The 18172-nt window shown below is 69.8% G+C and carries 15 protein-coding genes and 1 riboswitch; of the genes, 6 read left to right on the forward strand and 9 right to left on the reverse strand.

The features are described from left to right. Positions 1 to 291: 291 nt before the first annotated feature. Positions 292 to 378, forward strand: a riboswitch (glycine riboswitch). 206 nt (positions 379 to 584) lie between these two features. The 4 genes from gcvT (at position 585) to C665_RS12595 (ending at position 6852) form a co-directional block, all read left to right on the forward strand. Beyond that, positions 585 to 1676 (forward strand): glycine cleavage system aminomethyltransferase GcvT, encoded by a 1092-nt coding sequence (gene gcvT, locus C665_RS12580; RefSeq protein ID WP_004312585.1) that lies wholly within the window; start codon positions 585 to 587, stop codon positions 1674 to 1676. 121 nt (positions 1677 to 1797) lie between these two features. Continuing rightward, complete coding sequence (gene gcvH / locus C665_RS12585) at positions 1798 to 2184, forward strand: glycine cleavage system protein GcvH (protein WP_004312587.1); 387 nt, start codon at positions 1798 to 1800, stop codon at positions 2182 to 2184. A gap of 2 nt (positions 2185 to 2186) precedes the next feature. Further along, on the forward strand, positions 2187 to 5081 hold the full coding sequence (gcvP, locus tag C665_RS12590) for an aminomethyl-transferring glycine dehydrogenase (RefSeq protein WP_004312589.1): 2895 nt from the start codon (positions 2187 to 2189) through the stop codon (positions 5079 to 5081). Positions 5082 to 5229: 148 nt separating this feature from the next. After that, the gene (locus C665_RS12595) at positions 5230 to 6852 is read left to right on the forward strand and encodes a glycoside hydrolase family 17 protein (RefSeq protein ID WP_004312591.1); all 1623 of its coding nucleotides are present in this window, start codon (positions 5230 to 5232) and stop codon (positions 6850 to 6852) included. Here C665_RS12595 and C665_RS20305 read toward each other — a convergent pair. Continuing rightward, positions 6745 to 7179, reverse strand: a complete 435-nt coding sequence (locus C665_RS20305; protein WP_138861269.1) for a hypothetical protein — start codon at positions 7177 to 7179, stop codon at positions 6745 to 6747. The two genes, C665_RS12595 and C665_RS20305, sit on opposite strands and share 108 nt — an antisense overlap. A gap of 304 nt (positions 7180 to 7483) precedes the next feature. Here C665_RS20305 and C665_RS12600 point away from each other — a divergent pair, with 304 nt between their 5' ends. Continuing rightward, on the forward strand, positions 7484 to 10090 hold the full coding sequence (locus C665_RS12600; RefSeq protein ID WP_004312594.1) for a glycosyltransferase family 2 protein: 2607 nt from the start codon (positions 7484 to 7486) through the stop codon (positions 10088 to 10090). Positions 10091 to 10205: 115 nt separating this feature from the next. On the opposite strand, the gene C665_RS12605 is transcribed toward C665_RS12600, so the two are convergent. From C665_RS12605 to C665_RS12640, 8 genes are all read right to left on the reverse strand, one after another. After that, the gene (locus tag C665_RS12605; RefSeq protein WP_004312596.1) at positions 10206 to 11534 is read right to left on the reverse strand and encodes an SLC13 family permease; all 1329 of its coding nucleotides are present in this window, start codon (positions 11532 to 11534) and stop codon (positions 10206 to 10208) included. An 80-nt stretch (positions 11535 to 11614) separates the two neighbouring features. Next, positions 11615 to 12868, reverse strand: coding sequence for a 6-phosphofructokinase (locus tag C665_RS12610; protein ID WP_004312599.1), 1254 nt, complete (start codon positions 12866 to 12868; stop codon positions 11615 to 11617). Positions 12869 to 13006: 138 nt separating this feature from the next. Further along, the gene (adk, locus tag C665_RS12615; protein ID WP_004312600.1) at positions 13007 to 13660 is read right to left on the reverse strand and encodes an adenylate kinase; all 654 of its coding nucleotides are present in this window, start codon (positions 13658 to 13660) and stop codon (positions 13007 to 13009) included. Positions 13661 to 13747: 87 nt separating this feature from the next. After that, positions 13748 to 14533, reverse strand: a complete 786-nt coding sequence (gene kdsB / locus C665_RS12620; RefSeq protein ID WP_004312603.1) for a 3-deoxy-manno-octulosonate cytidylyltransferase — start codon at positions 14531 to 14533, stop codon at positions 13748 to 13750. Continuing rightward, the gene (locus C665_RS12625; protein WP_004312605.1) at positions 14530 to 14721 is read right to left on the reverse strand and encodes a Trm112 family protein; all 192 of its coding nucleotides are present in this window, start codon (positions 14719 to 14721) and stop codon (positions 14530 to 14532) included. The genes kdsB and C665_RS12625 overlap by 4 nt, the downstream gene beginning before the upstream one ends. Further along, positions 14702 to 15709: a tetraacyldisaccharide 4'-kinase gene (gene lpxK, locus C665_RS12630; RefSeq protein WP_004312607.1), complete on the reverse strand. Its 1008-nt coding sequence runs from the start codon at positions 15707 to 15709 to the stop codon at positions 14702 to 14704. Before lpxK ends, C665_RS12625 begins: the two co-directional genes overlap by 20 nt. A gap of 34 nt (positions 15710 to 15743) precedes the next feature. Continuing rightward, a complete protein-coding gene (locus C665_RS12635; protein ID WP_004312609.1) occupies positions 15744 to 16169 on the reverse strand; it encodes an ExbD/TolR family protein in 426 nt (141 codons plus the stop codon). Between the two features lie 10 nt (positions 16170 to 16179). After that, positions 16180 to 16788 (reverse strand): MotA/TolQ/ExbB proton channel family protein, encoded by a 609-nt coding sequence (locus tag C665_RS12640; RefSeq protein WP_004312611.1) that lies wholly within the window; start codon positions 16786 to 16788, stop codon positions 16180 to 16182. Positions 16789 to 17150: 362 nt separating this feature from the next. Here C665_RS12640 and xseA point away from each other — a divergent pair. Beyond that, positions 17151 to 18172 (forward strand): exodeoxyribonuclease VII large subunit (xseA, locus tag C665_RS12645; protein ID WP_004312612.1); only part of this gene is annotated, 1022 nt, incomplete at its 3' end.

Here is an 18172-nt window from a genome sequence, read left to right on the forward strand (position 1 = left end):
CAAAACCACAGGCCATCCACGCCAAGCACACTCGACCTGCGTCGCCCTCGCACGACGCCAACCAAAGAAATCCCCGCCCCCCTTGCATCCGACAACCGCGAACGGCCGATCGGATCGGCACCACGCTCCAATGGCAATTGCGCTCCTAAGCGCGACTTGCGTCGTACCTGCATCGCGAGAGTTGCTTTGCAGCCCCCGGAGGTCGATGCCAGGCGCTCTAAGCTTCGCGACGATGGCGCGCGCGGACGCATCCGTCGCGGTTGCGGCACCGTGGGGCAAGTGATATCGTCCGCGCGACACGCGGGAGAGAACTCCTCGATGGAGTCGCCGAAGGCGCAACCCCCGGAACCGCTCAGGCAAAAGGACCGCGTGCGCAGCAAAAGTCTGGAGAGCGGTACGGGCGCAAGGCGCCGGCGTATCCACCGAAGGGGCACACCGTCGTCAGCCGTAACATCGCATACATATATGTCTGCAGATGCCACGCGATCACGGGAAAATCTCTCAGGTAAAAGGACAGATGGGGCGTGCTCGGTGACAAACCGTACCCGCCCCTTTCTCGTTCACCCTGACGGAGCGCCTTCGCGATGACTATCGCTGCCAAACAGACCCCCCTCCACGCCGCCCACGTCGCCGCCGGCGCACGCATGGTCGACTTCGCCGGCTGGGACATGCCGGTGAACTACGGTTCGCAGATCGAGGAGCATCACGCCGTGCGCCGCGACGCCGGCATGTTCGACGTCTCGCACATGCTCGCCCTCGACCTCGCCGGCCCCGACGCAACCACCTGGCTGCGCGGTCTGCTCGCCAACGACGTCGCCAAGCTCAAGGATAACGGCAAGGCGCTCTACTCCTGCATGCTCAACGAGCGCGGCGGCGTGATCGACGACCTGATCGTCTACCGCTTCAGCGATGCCGACTACCGCATCGTCGTAAACGCCGGCACCGCCGACAAGGACGTCGCCTGGATGCGCCAGCGCATCGCCGCGACCGGTGCCAACGTGACCCTGCAGGCGCGCCGCGACCTGGCGATGATTGCCGTCCAGGGTCCGCGCGCGATCGAGCGCGCCACCTTGGCCCTGCCGGAGCTCTCCACCGCCAACGGCGTGCCCGCCCCCTTCTTTGGCGCTCGCGTGGGCGACCTGCTGATCGCACGTACCGGCTACACCGGCGAGGACGGACTGGAGATCGCCGTCCCCGCGAGCCGCGCCGAGGCGATGTGGAATGCGCTCGCCGCCGCCGGTGTGCGTCCCTGCGGCCTGGGCGCGCGCGACACCCTACGGCTGGAAGCCGGCATGAACCTCTACGGCCAAGACATGGACGACCACGTTTCCCCCCTGAATGCCGGCCTGTCGTGGACGGTGGACATGAAGGACGAGGCGCGCGACTTCCTCGGTCGCGCCGCGCTGCAGGCCAACCCTGCCAGTCAGCGCCTGCTTGGCCTCATCCTCGAGGACAAGGGCGTGCTGCGCTCGCACATGAAGGTCTTCACCTCCGGCGGCGAAGGCGAGACCACCAGCGGAAGCTTCTCGCCCACGCTGGAAAAGTCGATCGCCTTCGCACGCGTCCCTCTCGCGACGCAGCCGGGCGAAGCCGTCGAGGTGGACATTCGCGGCAAGCGCCTGAAGGCACGCACCGTCAAGCTGCCCTTCGTACGTAACGGCAAGGCCCTCGTCTGACCCGATGTCCGAGGGCGGCCATCGAGCCGCCCTTCATGTCGCAGCCGCACATCACCGACGAGCCGGACGCAACACTGCATTTCTTCACCCGCACACCCCATCTTCCCGACCGGAGAGCACCATGAGCAACGTTCCCAGCACCCTCAAGTACACCAAGTCCCACGAATGGATCCGCGTCGAGGACGACGGCACCCTGACCATCGGCGTCACCGACCACGCCCAGGAGGCCCTCGGCGACATCGTCTTCCTCGAACTGCCGGAAGCCGGCCGCGCGCTGTCCGCCGGCGAAGCCTGCGCGGTGATCGAATCGGTCAAGGCTGCCTCCGACATCTACGCCCCCGTGGCAGGTGAAGTGATCGCCAACAATCAGGACGCGATCGACGCCCCCGAGAGCGTCAACGCCGACGCGTACTCCGCCTGGCTGTTCAAGCTCGCGCCGGCCAACGCCGCCGACGTCGCCGCGCTGATGGACGCCGCAGCCTACGAAGCGGAAATCGCCCAGGCCTGACCATGACCGACACCCTGCTCTCCGCCCCGCTCGCCCGCCTCGAGCAGCGCGACGCCTTCGTCCACCGCCACCTCGGCCCCGATGCGGGCGAGATCGGGCGCATGTGCGCGAGCATCGGCGTCGCCGACGTCGACGCCCTGATCGCGCAGACCGTGCCTGCCGGCATCCGCCTCGCGTCGCCGCTGCCGCTCGCCGGCGCGATGCCCGAGCACGAGGCGCTTGCCCGCCTGAAGGCCATCGCCGGCCGCAACGTGGTGAAGAAGTCCCTGATCGGTCAGGGCTACTACGGCACCCACGTCCCCGCGGTCGTGCTGCGCAACGTGCTCGAGAACCCGGGCTGGTACACCGCCTACACGCCCTACCAGGCCGAGATCTCCCAAGGCCGCCTCGAAGCCCTGCTGAACTACCAGCAGATGGTGATCGACCTCACCGGCCTGGAGCTCGCCAACGCCTCGCTGCTCGACGAGGCCACCGCCGCCGCCGAGGCGATGACGATGGCCCGGCGCGTATCGAAGTCGAAGTCGAACGTGTTCTTCATCGACGAGGCCTGCTTCGCGCAGACCATCGACGTGGTGCGCACCCGTGCGCACTACTTCGGCTACGAGCTGGTCTACGGCAAGGCTGCCGAGGCTGGCAGCCACGACTGCTTCGGCGCGCTGCTGCAGTACCCGAACGCACGCGGCGAGGTCGTCGACCTCACGGCCCCGATCGCAGAACTCAAGGCCAAGGGCGCCGTGGTCGCGGTCGCCAGCGATCTGATGGCCCTGGTGCTGCTCAAGAGCCCCGGCGCCATGGGCGCCGACATCGCGCTCGGTTCGGCGCAGCGCTTCGGCGTGCCGATGGGCTTCGGCGGCCCGCATGCCGCCTTCTTCGCGACCCGCGAAAGCTACGTGCGCTCAATGCCCGGCCGTATCATCGGCGTCTCCAAGGACGCGCGTGGCAAGACCGCGCTGCGCATGACGCTGCAGACCCGTGAGCAGCACATCCGCCGCGAAAAGGCGAACTCCAACATCTGCACCTCGCAGGTGCTGCTGGCCAACCTCTCCGGCTTCTACGCCGTCTATCACGGCCCGCAGGGCCTGCGCACCATCGCCGCGCGCATCCACCGCCTCGCCGCGGTGCTCGCCGCCGGCCTGCGCGAGGCCGGCTTCGGCCTGCACGACCGTGCCTTCTTCGACACCGTCGAGGTCGAGGTCGGCGCGCGCGCGCCCACCATCCTGCGCGCGGCCGAGGAAGCCGGCTTCAACCTGCGCAGCGTCTCCGGCACCACGCTCGGTCTGTCGGTGGATGAGACCACCACCCGCGAGGACATCGCCACGATCCTCGGCTGCTTCGGCGCCTCCACCGACGTCAGCGCGATCGACGCCCGCGTCGCGGCCGCAGGCGGCGCCCTGCCGGCGGAACTGCTGCGCAGCGACGCCGTGCTCGCGCACCCGGTGTTCAACACGCACCACACCGAGCACGAGATGCTGCGCTACCTCAAGAAGCTGCAGAACCGCGACCTCGCGCTCGACCACTCGATGATCTCGCTCGGCTCGTGCACGATGAAGCTGAACGCCACCAGCGAGATGATCCCGATCACCTGGCCGGAGTTCGCCAACCTGCACCCGTTCGCGCCGCGCGAGCAGGCCGCCGGCTACCTCGAGATGATCGAGGGCCTGGCCGACTACCTGCGCGCGGTCACCGGCTTCCCGGCGATCAGCATGCAGCCGAACTCGGGTGCGCAGGGCGAGTACGCCGGCCTGGTGGCGATCGCGCGCTACCACGCCAGCCGCGGCGAGGCCAACCGCAAGATCTGCCTGATCCCGAAGTCCGCCCACGGCACCAACCCGGCGACCGCTCAGATGTGCGGCATGCAGGTGGTGGTGGTCGAGTGCGACGACAACGGCAACGTCGACGTCGCCGACCTCAAGGCCAAGGCGGAGAAGCACGCCGCCGACCTGGCCGCACTGATGATCACCTACCCGTCCACCCACGGCGTGTTCGAGGAGTCGATCCGCGAGATCTGCACCATCGTCCACCAGTACGGAGGTCAGGTGTACATGGACGGCGCCAACCTCAACGCGCAGGTTGGCCTGACCTCGCCGGCGACGATCGGCGCCGACGTGTCGCACATGAACCTGCACAAGACCTTCTGCATCCCGCACGGCGGCGGCGGTCCGGGCATGGGGCCGATCGGCCTGGCGGCGCACCTCGCGCCCTTCATGGCCGACCACGTGATCCAGCCCACCGGCGGCGCCGGCCGGCCCAACCTGGGCCAGGGCGCAGTCTCGGCCGCGCCCTTCGGCTCAGCGAGCATCCTGCCGATCTCGTGGATGTACATCACGATGATGGGCGGCGAAGGCCTCAAGCAGGCGACCGAGGTGGCGATCCTCAACGCCAACTACCTGGCCGCACGCCTGAAGGATCACTACCCGGTGCTCTACACCGGCAGCAAGGGCCGGGTCGCGCACGAGTGCATCCTCGACATCCGTCCGATCAAGGCGACCACCGGCATCTCCGAGGTCGACATCGCCAAGCGCCTGATGGACTACGGCTTCCACGCGCCGACCATGTCGTTCCCGGTGGCAGGCACGATCATGGTCGAGCCGACCGAGTCGGAAGACCTCGGCGAGCTCGAGCGCTTCGTCGCCGCGATGATCGCGATCCGCGACGAGATCCGCCAGATCGAAGCCGGCAACTGGCCGGCCGAGGACAACCCGCTCAAGCACGCGCCGCACACCCAGGCCGACTTCCTCGGCGACTGGAAGCGGCCCTACTCGCGCGAGCAGGCGGTGTTCCCGTTGCCCTGGGTGGCCGAGAACAAGTTCTGGCCCAGCGTCAATCGCATCGACGACGTCTATGGCGACCGCAACCTGTTCTGCGCCTGCGTGCCGATGAGCGACTACGCCGAGTGAGCGCCGCCCGCAGCGGCGAACCACGCCCCGAGCGCTGGTAGAATCCGCCAGCCTCGGCAGCAGGAGCCACGCCCGCGGGTGTGGCTCTTTTTTTGCCGCCAGCCCTCCCCACCACCTACCCCCCCGAACCTGGAAGGAACCGGACACGGTGATCTTCGCTCCGCGCACCAACCGCAGCCAGCTCTGGCTCGCCCTGCTCATCGCCAGCACCACCATGCTCCTGCTGCTCGCCGCCATGCTGTGGCTGCAGACGCGCCCGGTGCGCATGCACGACCTGCACCTCGCCGAGGGCGAGAAGCTGCGCTGCGTGTCCTACGCCCCCTATCATCGCCCGGGGCAGACCCCGCTCCTCGAAGACACCCGCATCGAGCGCGAGCAGATCGCCGCCGACCTCGCCGCGCTGGCGAAGATCACCGACTGCGTGCGCCTGTACTCGATCGACCAGGGCCTCGAGCACGTCCCCGAGCTCGCCCGTCCGCTCGGTCTGAAAGTGCTGCTCGGCGCCTGGATCGGCTACGAGAAGACGAAGAACGCCCGCGAACTCGAGCGCGCGATCGCGCTCGCCAACGCCAACGCCGACGTCGTGCGTGCGCTCATCGTCGGCAACGAGGTCCTGCTGCGCCGCGAGCGCACCGAGGACGAGATGCGCGAACTCATCCGTCACGCCAAGGCGCATGCGAAGGTGCCGGTCACCTACGCCGACGTGTGGGAGTTCTGGACCCGCCACGACAGTCTCGCCAACGAGGTCGACTTCGTCACCGTGCACATCCTGCCCTTCTGGGAGGACGAACCGGTCGACATCGAGCTCGCGCTCCAGCACGTGGCCGAAACGCGGCGCCACGTCGGTGAGCACTTCGCCGGCAAGAAGATCCTCATCGGCGAGACCGGCTGGCCGAGCGCGGGCCGCCAGCGCGAGGAATCGAAGCCCTCCCGGGTCAACCAGGCGCGCTACATCCGCGAGTTCGTCCATCGCGCGCATGCCGAAGGCTGGGACTACAACCTCATCGAGGCCATCGACCAGCCCTGGAAGCGCCGCCTCGAAGGCACGGTGGGCGGCTTCTGGGGCATGCTCGACGCCGACAGCCTGGAGCCCAAGTTCCCGCTCGCCGGTGCGGTGGCCGAGCGCGAAGGCGTGGCCGGTCCGGTCGGCGGCGCTGCGGTCGGCGGCGTGCTCGCCTTCCTGCTCGCGACCACCGGCCGACGCACGCGCTGCCTGCGCGCAAGCGCGATCGCCGCCGCAGGCACACTCGGCGGAATGATCACGGTGCTGCACTGGGAACACGCCCACCTGGCCTACCGCGATGCGCTGGAGTGGAGCCTGCTCGGCGGTGTCGCCGCGCTCGGCGCCCTGCTGCCGCTCACGCTCGCGCGCTGGCATGGCGAGCCCGTGCCCGCCACCGGCCGCGCCGCGCGCATCCTGCGGCATGGCGAACCCCTGCGCGCCAAGGCCGGCGCGCTCGGCCTGCTGCGCGGCCTGCTGCTCTTCGCAGCCGCGGTGGCCGCGCTGCTGCTGTGGGTCGATCCGCGCTACCGCGACTTCCCCACCCTGCTCTACCTGGTGCCGGCGGTGGTGCTCGGTGTCGTCGGCTGGTGGCGCGCCGACACCACGCGCAGCGAGATCACCCTCGCGCTGGTCATCCTCATCGGCGTGGTCGCGCGCTGGTCAAGCGAGCCGGCCAACCCCCAGGCGGTCGCCTGGCTGCTCACCGGGCTCGCGCTGGCCCTGCCCGTGCTGCTGGTGCGCTCGCACCAGCACGAGCAGCGCGAGTAGGGCGCCGACCGCGGCCGGGTCGTAGCTGTACAGCACCAGGCCGGCCACTCCACACAGCCAGCCCGCCCAGGCCAGGCCGCGACTGGCACGCACAAAGGCGAGTACGCCCGCGACGAGGCTCACCCAGCCGATGCGCTGGTCGAGGAAGCTGTGCACGAAGGCCTGCTTGAACAGGCAGGCCAGCGCGGGCGCATCGGCGGCCGTGCAGTCGCGCGGCAGCACCCCGGCCTCGAGCACGCCGTGGCGCAACCAGAGCGCGAGTGCGGCGAGCGCGAGTCCGGCAAGGAGCGGACGGGCGACGCCATATTTGAGCAAATTAGTTGGCATTGGGATACGCTTTCCCTTCAAAATCAGCACACGCCGACAAGACGTGCAAAGTGTTGCAAATTGCCACCCCGAGCGGCTCGTAAGGGGCTGAAATGGCGAATAAAATGCGCGCCGTCGGTGTGAAGGGCGGACGCCCTGCCGGGCGCGCGCATTTTGTCACAGTGCGGCCGGGTCGGCGATCGTGGCGGCGCAGCGCCTTCATGGCCTGCCCGCCGCAGCCGCCCGGTGTCACCCCGACACGCGGCCCACGAGGCCCTCGCAATACATCCGCGCCGTACCTGCAGGACGGCGCCCAGGAACCACGATGAAGAACGCCGCCTCCTTCGCAATCCGCATCCTCACCGCAATCGCCATCGCCGCGGTGGTCGCCTTCGCGCAATACTGGATCTGGCAGCAGCTCAACCGCAGCACCGAGTTCATCGGCACCAACCAGAGCATCAAGGGCTTCGCCTACAACGGCTTCCAGCGCGACCAGAGCCCGCTCAAGGGGACCTACCCCACGCGCGCCGAACTCGCCTCCGACCTCGACCTGCTCGGACGCTACTCCGACGGCCTGCGCACCTACGGCGTCAACGACATGCCCGAGCTGCTCGATCTCGCCGGCGAGCGCGACATGCTGGTCACGGCCGGCGCCTGGATCGACGCCCGCCCCGAGTCCAACGCGCGCGAAGTCGCAGCCCTGATCGAGGCGGCACGCAAGATGCGCCACATCGAGCGCGTCATGGTCGGCAACGAGGCCATCCTGCGCGGCGACGTCACGGTCGACGAGCTCATCGTCTATCTCGACGAGGTGCGCAAGGCGATCCGCAAGCCGGTCTCGACCGCCGAGCCCTGGCACGTCTGGCTGCGCTATCCGGAACTCGCCAAGCACGTCGACTACATCACCGTGCACCTCCTGCCGTACCACGAGGGCCTGCCGGTGGACAAGGCGGTGGAGTACGCCTTCCAGCGCTACGACGAGGTCGCGCGCGCACACCCGCGCAAGAAGATCGTGGTCGGCGAAGTGGGCTGGCCGAGCCGCGGCCCGACCATCGACGCCGCCATCCCCTCGCTCGACAACCAGGCGCGCTTCGTGCGCGAGTTCCTCGCCCATCCGCGCACCGCACGCATCGACTACTTCCTGATGGAAGCGATCGACCAGCCGTGGAAGGTGGACGTCGAAGGCTGGGCCGGGCCCTACTGGGGCATGTTCAACGCCGACCGCGAGCCCAAGTACCAGCTCGAGGGCGTGGTCGAACGCGACCCGCACTGGTCGCACAAGGCCAGCAACGCCGCCGCACTCGCCTTCATCCCGATGATGCTGGCGGCCTTCTTCCTGCCCGGCTGGAGCATCGGCGGCCGCCTCTTCCTCGCCGCGCTGATCCAGGCCTGCATCTCGACGCTGATCATCGGCATCAACGTGCCGGTCGAGTACTACCTCACCCAGCGCGACCTCATCGGTCTGGTGCTGCTGATCGGTGCCACCTGCATGACCGCGGCGGTGCTGCTGTCGCACGGCTTCGAGTTCGGCGAGGTGCTCTTCAAGAAGAAATGGGCGCGCCGCTTCACCCCGCTGCCGCCGCACCCGCCCGAGCAGCAGCCCTTCGTGTCCATCCACCTGGCCTGCTACAACGAGCCGCCCGAGATGGTGATCGCCACCATCGACAGCCTGGCGCAGATGAATTACCAGAACTTCGAGGTCCTGATCCTCGACAACAACACCCGCGACGAGGCCCTGTGGAAGCCGCTCGAGCGCCGCTGCGCCGAGCTCGGTCCGCGCTTCCGCTTCTTCCACCTCGCCAACTGGCCCGGCTTCAAGGCCGGCGCGCTCAACTACGGCCTCAAGGTCACCGACCCGCGCGCCGAGGTGGTGGGTGTCGTCGACGCCGACTACGTGGTCGATCCCGACTGGCTGGCCTGCCTGGTGCCGCACTTCGACCAGCCCGAGGTCGCCGTCGTGCAGGCCCCGCAGGCCCACCGCGACTGGGAGGGCCAGCCCTTCAAGCGCATGTGCAACTGGGAGTTCGACGGCTTCTTCCGCATCGGCATGCACCACCGCAACGAGCGCAACGCGCTGATCCAGCACGGCACCATGACCATGGTGCGCCGGCGCGCACTCGAGGAGGTCGGCGGCTGGTCCGAGTGGTGCATCTGCGAGGACACCGAGCTCGGCCTGCGCCTGATCGAGAAGGGCTACGACACGCGTTACATCGACCATATCCTCGGCCGCGGCCTCACCCCCTCGGGCTTCGCCGCGATCAAGAGCCAGCGCTTCCGCTGGGCCTTCGGCGCGATGCAGATCCTCAAGGCCCACCTGCCCCACATGATCGGGCGCAGCACCCTCAACCTCGCCCAGCGCTACCACTTCCTCACCGGCTGGTTCGCCTGGCTGGGCGACGCGCTGCAGCTGGTGTTCGCCTTCGGCAGCCTGCTGTGGACCCTGGGCATCCTGCTCTTCCCCAAGGCCTTCGGCCTGCCGGTGGTGTCGCTCGCGCTGCCGATCTTCGGCTTCATGATCTTCAAGGCAGCGCTCGGCCCCATCCTCTATCGGCGCACGATGGACTGCCCGTGGAAGGACATCCTCGGCGCCTCAATCCTGTCGGTGGGCCTCGCCCACGCGATCGCGCGCGGCGTGTTCGCCGGCCTGGTGAAAAAGAAAGGCGTGTTCGTGGTGACGCCCAAGGGCTGGCGCGGCGGTGGCGCGCTGGCCTTCTTCAACCCCATCCGCGAGGAGATCGGCATGCTGGTCGCGCTGCTGATGGGCGCCGTCACCCTGGTCGCGCAGCGCGGCGCCAACAACCTCGAGACCCAGCTGTGGGTCGGCATCCTGTGCCTGCAGTGCATCCCCTACGTGGCCGCGATCCTGTGCCAGGTGGCGGCCTACATGCCGGAGCGTGGGGCCGCGGCCGGGGAAACGGCCGCGGCAGCGTGAGGAGTCGGGCGCCCGGTGTCGGGTGCAAAGTCGAAACCTCCCGCCGCTCGATCCTCGCCGGGCGGCGGGAAGGTCGGACGCCGTCCGGCCTTCTCCGCTCCAGACGCCTCACTCCTCACGCCACCGCAATCAACGCCGCCAGCACCAGCGCCGGATAGACCAGCACCGTCACCCCGGTTCCGCCCAGGATCATCACCCGCTGCGGCACGTGGCCGGTGCCGAAGACGATCGCGTTGGGCGGAGTGGCAACGGGGAGCATGAAGGCACACGAGGTGCCGACCGCGACCAGCACGGCGAGCGGCGCGCGCTCGACATGCGGGGCGAGACCGAGGAAGAGCGGGATCAGCAGGGCTGCACTCGCGGTGTTGCTGGTGACCTCGGTGAGCAGCAACGCGAACAGCACCATCAGCGCGATGCAGCCCCAGGCCGGCAGTGCGGCGAGCGGTCCACCGAGCTGGGTGGCGAGCCAGGCCGCCGCGCCGCTGGCCGCGAGCGCCTTGCTCAGCGTGAGCCCGCCGCCGAAGAGCAACAGCACGCCCCACTCGGTGCTGCGCTCCACGTCCTGCCAGCCCGCCAGCCGCAAGCCGTGCAGCAGCACGAGCGCGAACAGCGCCACCGCGGCGTCGTAGCCCTGGGCAAAGCCGAGCGCGGCGCCGAGGGGCGCGCCGAACACCCACAGCAGCACGGTGAAGCCGAAGAGTGCGAGCATCTTGCGCTGCGCCGGAGTCCATCCTCCGGGAGGCGGTGGCGGCGTCACCGCCACGTCGAGCCGCGGTCGCAGCACCAGGCGCAGACCGATCTCCATCAGCGGCATCATCACCAGCACCAGCGGCAGACCCCAGCTCATCCATTCGGCGAAATCCATGCCCACCGCTGCCGCGGCGATCGCGTTGGGCGGGCTGCCGACCAGGGTGCCGATGCCGCCGATGTTGGCGGAGAAGGCCACGCCGAGCAGCACGTACATCCAGGTGCGGCGATGTTCGTCGAGCGGCAGCGGGGCGAGCAGGCCAAGCGCCAGCGGCAGCATCATCGCCGCGGTCGCGGTGTTGCTGATCCACATCGACAGGAAGGCGGTCAACCAGAACAGCCAGCGCACCGCGCGCCCGAAGCTGGCCCCCGCGCGGCGCAGGACCTGGCCCGCCATCCAGCGGTCCAGCCCCTGGCGCTGCAGGCCGGCGGCGAGCGCGAAGCCGCCGAGGAAGAGGAAGACTACCGGGTCGGCGAACTGCAGCAAGGCCTCGGGAAAATCCAGCACTCCGCTCGCGGCGGCGAGCAGGGGCACCAGCAGCGCGGTCACGCTCACGTGCAGGGCTTCGGTCAGCCACAGCCAGGCGATCGTGGCGAGCAGAGCAAGCCCGGCTCCGGCGCGGTCCGGCAGACCCTCCAAGCCCCAGAGCAGGCCGAGGAAGAGTACGCCCGCGACGACTAGATTGAGGTTCCGCATCAATTGATCCACCCCTGCGCAGTGGCGCTATCGGCTCGAGCACACACCCGTACGTACGCGGCGTTGCACGCCGATCCGCGTCAGGCCTGCCACGCCGCCAGCCGGCGCGCCACCGGGGCCCAGTCCCAGCGCCCGTAGTCGGGCAGGCCGCCCGCCACCGGCGGCGGAATCTCGCCCTCGATCAGCGGACGCATGTAGTCGCAGGCCGCCGTGGTCACGTGCAGCCCGTCGGCGCGCACGAAACCGTCCGGCAGGCTGCGCTCGAGGTTGGCCACCGCGGCGGTGTCCACCGCGACCACATCCCAGCGGTAGGGCGCATCCTGCAGGCGGCGGATCGCGGGCATGGTCCCGCCCTGGCCGGCGAGCGCGTACTCCACCGCCACCCTTCCGACCGCTTCGGCCTGCGCGCGGTCGGTCGCCGACAGCCAGTGTCCGGCCGAGCGCTGCAGGTAGTCGGGGATCGCCCAGTGGAACTTGTAGCCGAGGCGCTCGTTGATCCGCCGCGCCACTGCCAGACCCGCGCCGCCGAGCTGGACGTAGCCGCGCGCATCGCGCGACTTCTCCATCAGCAGGCTGCCATCCGGTCGGCGGATGCCCTCCGCCACCGTCACCGCACAATAGCCCAGCCGTTCGACGATCTCGCGCACGCGGGCGAGGAAGGCCGCTTCGTCGAAGCGCGCCTCCGGTACCAGCACGATATGCGGGGCGCGGTCCGGGTCGCCCTGCGCGGCGAGCGCGGTGGCCGCGGCCAGCCAGCCGGTGTTGCGCCCCATCACCTCCATGACGAAGACGCTGCCCTTGCTGCCCACCATCGACGCGGTGTCCAGCCCCGCCTCCAGCATCGAAGTGGCGAGGTAGCGCGCGGCCGAGCCGAAGCCGGGACAGCAGTCGGTACCGACGATGTCGTTGTCCACCGTCTTGGGCACGCCCACGCACACCAGCGCATGGCCGCGCCGCGCGGCCTCGGCCTGGATGCGCGCGACCGCGTCCATCGAGCCGTTGCCGCCGTTGTAGAGCAGCCAGCCGATGTCGTGCGCGTCGAAAACCGCGAACAGCCGATCCATCGCCGCGCCGCCGTCGTCGTGCGGCAGATCGAAGCGGCAGGAGCCGAAGGCCCCGCCCGGGGTGCGCGCCAGGCGGACGAGCGCCGCCTCGTCCAGGCCGGCGGTATCGATCAGGGCCTCCTCGAGCACGCCGACGATGCCGCGCCACGCGGCGAACACCTTGCCGACCCGACCCGAGGCGCGCGCGGCCGCGACGACCGCCGCGGCGCTGGCGTTGATGACGGCGGTTACGCCACCGGAATGGGCATACAGAAGGTTCTGCTGGCGCATCGGCCGGGCCTCGTTCGAGCGTTGCCGCGCGCCGCGCCGGGCGGAGATTGCGGCGAGTTCAAAAGCACGCGCGGCCGTCGCCCCGTGGGGGGCGCGGCCGCGCCGGATGAGGCCGGGCATGCCCGGCCGGGGTGCTGCCTACTTCAGCGCCGCGAAGGCGTTCGCGGTGATCGCATCCACCGCGCCGAGGCCGGAGATCTTGCGCACCTTGGGCGCCTTGGCGTCGCCCGAGGCCGCCCACTTGCTGTAGTACTCGACCAGCGGCTTGGTCTGCGAGTGGTAGACGTCGAGGCGCTTCTTGACGGTTTCTTCCTTGTCGTCGTCGCGCTGCACCAGGTCTTCGCCGGTGACGTCGTCCTTGCCCGCGACCTTGGGCGGGTTGTACTTGACGTGGTAGGTGCGGCCCGAAGCCAGATGGGCGCGGCGCCCGCTCATGCGTTCGACGATTTCGGCGTCCGGCACGTCGATCTCGAGCACGAAGTCGATCGGCACGCCGGCGTCCTTCATCGCGTCGGCCTGCGGGATGGTGCGCGGGAAGCCGTCGAACATGTAGCCGGACTTGCAGTCTTCCTGCTGCAGGCGGTCCTTCACCAGGCCGATGATGATGTCGTCGGACACGAGGCCGCCGGCATCCATGACCTTCTTCGCCTCCAGGCCCAGCGGGGTGCCCGCCTTCACCGCGGCGCGCAGCATGTCGCCGGTGGAGATTTGCGGAATGCCGAACTTCTCCTTGATGAAGTTGGCTTGCGTACCCTTGCCGGCTCCCGGCGGTCCCAACAGAATCAGACGCATACTCCCTCCCGTGAATGGCCGGCCATCGAAAATGGCCGTTTCCTTATCGAATAAGCAGCCGAAACTTAACCGACGCGCGCCGGGTGGTCAAACCCCTCCGGCGGCGAAGATCGCGCGCACCCGCTCCAGGTCCTCCTGCGTGTCGACCCCGGCCGCCGGTGCCTGGGCGAGTTCGAGCACGCGGATGCGATAGCCGTGCCAGAGCGCGCGCAACTGCTCGAGCGCCTCCCAGTGCTCCAGCGGCGAGGGCGCGAGCGCCGCATAGCGGCGCAGGAAGCCGACGCGGTAGGCGTACAGGCCGACATGGCGCAGCACCGGCAGCCCTGCGGGCAGGTCGCGCGCACCGTCGCCCCAGGCGTCGCGGGCCCAGGGGATGGGCGCGCGCGAGAAGTACAGCGCGCGCCCGGCGGCATCGCACACCACCTTGACCACGTTGGGGTTGAAGACCTCGACGGGATCGTGGATGGCGTGCGCGGCGGTGGCGATGGCAGCCTCGCCGTCGGCGGCGAGCGCGCGCGCCACCGCAGCGACGATCTCCGGGTCGATCAGCGGCTCGTCGCCCTGCACATTCACCACGATATCCTCGTCGGCCCAGCCGCGCGCGAGCGCGACCTCGGCGAGGCGGTCGGTGCCGCTCGGATGGTCCGGGCGCGTCATCACCACGGCACCGCCCGCAGCCTGCACGACCTCGCGCACGCCCTCGTGGTCGGTGGCGACCCAAGTCTCGCTGGCGCCGGCATGCCGCACGCGCTCGAGCACACGCACGATCATCGGCTTGCCGCCGATGTCGGCGAGCGGCTTGGCGGGCAGCCGGGTCGAGGCGTAGCGCGCAGGGACGACGATGCGGAAGTCGGTGGACATGCCGCCGCTCATTTGCGCAGGGCGTCGACTTCCTCGGCGCTCATGGCGCGCGCCTCCTCGTCCAGCATCACCGGGATGCCGTCGCGGATCGGATAGGCGAGGCGGTCGGCCTTGCACACCAGTTCCTGCTTGTCCTTCAGATAGTCGAGCGGCCCCTTGCACAGCGGGCAGACGAGGATTTCAAGCAGACGTGCGTCCATCTTCGAGTTTCTCCAGGATGCGTTCGGCGGCGCCGGAACCGATCTGCGCCCGCACCGGGTATTCCCAGCAGTCGGCAGGCGCGAAAGCCCGGCATTTTACCGCATCCTTCGCGGTCATCAGGATCGGCGACGCGTCGCCGAAGACGAGATCGGCGGCGACGAAGCGATGATGATCGGGGAAGGCATGGGCGACCACCTCCAGGCCGGCGGCGGCGAGCTGGTCGAAGAAGCGCTGCGGCCGGCCGATCCCGGCCACCGCGTGCACCCGGCGACCACGCAGCGCCGCGAGCGGGAGGCGACACGCAGGGTCGGCGAGCGCGACCACCTCTTCGCCGAAGAGCCGCATCGGAAACACCGGCACGCCGCCGATCGCCGCGCGCAGCTCGGCATCCAGCTCGCCGTGGGCCAGCACCAGATCGACTTCGGCGAGGCGCGCGAGCGGCTCGCGCAGCGGCCCGGCGGGCAGCAGCAGGCGGTTGCCCAGCGTGGCCGCGTCCACCACGGCGATCTCCAGGTCTCTTGCGAGATGGTAGTGCTGCATGCCGTCGTCGGCGATGAGCACGTCGCACTCGGGATGCAGGCGCAGCAGCGCGCGCGCAGCGGCGGGACGGTCCTGCCCCACCACAAGCGGGCAACCGGTAAGACGGGCGAGCAGCACCGGCTCGTCGCCATAGCGGCCGGGGTCGCCGTCTGCGGGCACAAGGGCGAGCCCGCCCTGCGCACTCGCCGTACCGCCATGGCCGCGGCTGACGATGCCGGGGTGGTGGCCAGCGACACGCAGCACCCCGGCCAGCCAGTCGACCACCGGCGTCTTGCCACTGCCGCCGACCGCGACGTTGCCGACCACGATCACCGGCACCGGCAGGCGCTGCGGCTGCGTGAGCGCGCGGCGGCGGCGGGCGAGGAAACCGAACAGCAGGGAGAGCGGACGCAAGGCCTGCGCGAGCAGGCCGCGACGCTGCCAGAACGCTGGGGCCTGCGCAGCCACGTTCAGTCTCCGGGGCGGCGCGGGCCGGAGGACCTCACTGCGCCGACGACTGGGTGGCGAAGGTGATGTGCGGCAGCCCCGCGCGCTGCGCGGCCTGCATCACGTCCACCACGCTCTGGTGCGGGGTGCGCGCGTCGGCGTTGATCACCACCACCGGCGGCGTGTCGCCGTCGGCCGGGGCCGACTTGCCGAGCGCGGCGGCGATCGCCTCGACGCTGCGCTCACCCACTGCCTGGCGATTCACCAGGACCTCGCCGGCGGCGGTCACCGCGACCACGATCTCGCGCGCCTCGGTCTCGCTGCCCTCGGCCTCGGCGGTGGGCAGCTTGATCTCCAGCCCGGAGACCTTGGAGAACGTGGTGGTCAGCATCAGGAAGATGATGATCACCAACACCACGTCGATGAGCGGGATCAGGTTGATCTCGGGCTCGCCGTTGCGGCTGCCGCGACGGAAGTTCATCGCCCCTCCCTTACGCCCGGCGCTCGCCGTGGGAGACCTCGACGAGCTTGATCGCCTGCTGCTCCATGTCGATCACGAAGCTGTCGATCAGCGCGCGGAAGTGGCGCCAGAAAATCATCGCCGGAATGGCGATGATGAGGCCCAGCCCGGTGGTATACAGCGCGATCGAGATGCCCTGGGCGAGCTGGGCCGGGTTGGCGCCGCTCACGCCCTGCGAGGCGAAGATGTCGATCATGCCGATGATGGTGCCGAGCAGGCCCATCAGCGGGCTGATGGAGGCGATGGTGCCGAGCGTGGTGAGGAAGCGCTCGAGGTCGTGCACCACCGCGCGCCCGGTCTCCTCGATCGACTCCTTCATCACCTCGCGCGGGCTGTGCACGTTGCGCAGGCCGGCGGCGAGCACGCGGCCGAGCGGCGAGTGCGCCGCGACGCGCTCGGCCATCTCGGCCGAGGGCCCGATCTGGCGCAGATCGTCGAGGACCTTGTCGAGCAGCCCCGGTGGCACGATGCGCGAACGGCGCAGGGTGATCGAGCGCTCGATGATGAGCGCCACCGCGATGACCGACGCCAGAATCAGGGGCCAGATCGGCCAGCCAACGGCCTGGATGATCGCGAACACGCGGGCTCACCTCTCGATTGGAAAGGCGAGACTCTAGCGCCGCGCCCCCCGCCCGGCAAGCCGCATGCATCACGCTGCGCACGCGGGCACCGGGCATCTGCGGGCACGGGCATGGCCTGCGCACGAGGAGATCGGGAGCGCACGCGGCAATCCACAGAAGCTGTGGATAAGTTTGTGGACGATTTCGGAATCCTGCCCGCAAAGCCCGCAACGGCAGGCTTTCCCTCACTCCGATGCAAAATTGTGCAAGCCATCGAACCTTTACGAATCAATAACTTGCAGAATCACCCCTTATCGATCAAGGACTTGCAAACACACCCTTGACAAGGTCGAAAGCCTGTGGATTCCGCTACAATCCGGCCATGCCCGCGAACCCCCTCTTGCCCGCAAACGGCGCCGCGACGCCCGCCGCGCAGGTCCTCAGCGTCTCCGAACTCAACCGTATGGCGCGCGAGCTGCTCGAATCCGCGCTGCCCCTGATGTGGGTGGGCGGCGAGATCTCCAACCTCGTCCGCGCCGCCTCCGGCCATGTCTACTTCACCCTCAAGGACGCCTCCGCCCAGGTGCGCTGTGCGATGTGGCGCAACCGCGCGCAGCTGCTCGCCTTCCGCCCCGAGAATGGCATGCGCGTCGAGGCGCGCGCGCTCGTCACCCTGTACGAGGCGCGCGGCGACTACCAACTGAGCGTCGAGGCGCTGCGCCCGGCCGGTATCGGCAGCCTGTTCGAGGCCTTCAACCGGCTCAAGGCCAAGCTCGCCGCCGAAGGCCTCTTCGACGAGGCCGGCCGGCGCGCGCTGCCGCGCTACCCGCGCGCGCTCGGTATCGTCACCTCGCCGCAGGCCGCCGCGCTGCGCGACGTGCTGGTGACGCTGCGCCGGCGCGCGCCGCATCTGCCGGTGGTGCTCTACCCCGCGCCGGTGCAGGGCGCCGACGCTCCCGCGCGCCTGCTCGAGGCGGTCCGCTGCGCCGGCCGGCGCGCCGCCGAAGATGGCGTCGATGTGCTGCTGCTGGTGCGTGGCGGCGGCAGCATCGAGGACCTGTGGGCATTCAACGACGAAGCCCTGGCGCGTACCCTGCGCGCCTGCCCGCTGCCGGTGGTGTGCGGCGTGGGCCACGAGACCGACTTCACCATCGCCGACTTCGCCGCCGACCTGCGCGCACCCACGCCGAGCGGCGCCGCCGAGCTCGCCAGCGCCGGCTGGTACGCTGCGCGCGCCGAACTCGCAGTGCTCGAACCGCGCCTGCGCCGCGCCGTCGAGCGCCGCTTCGGCGAGCTCGCGCAGCGCCTGGACCGCGCCGCGCTGCGCCTGGTGCATCCGCGCGAACGCCTGCGTCGCGAGCGCGACACGCTGGCGCGCCTGGGCGAGCGCCTGCACCACGCCAC

Origin of the sequence: Thauera aminoaromatica S2, from assembly GCF_000310185.1 — a bacterium.
In the GTDB taxonomy this organism is placed as follows: Bacteria; Pseudomonadota; Gammaproteobacteria; order Burkholderiales; family Rhodocyclaceae; genus Thauera; species Thauera aminoaromatica.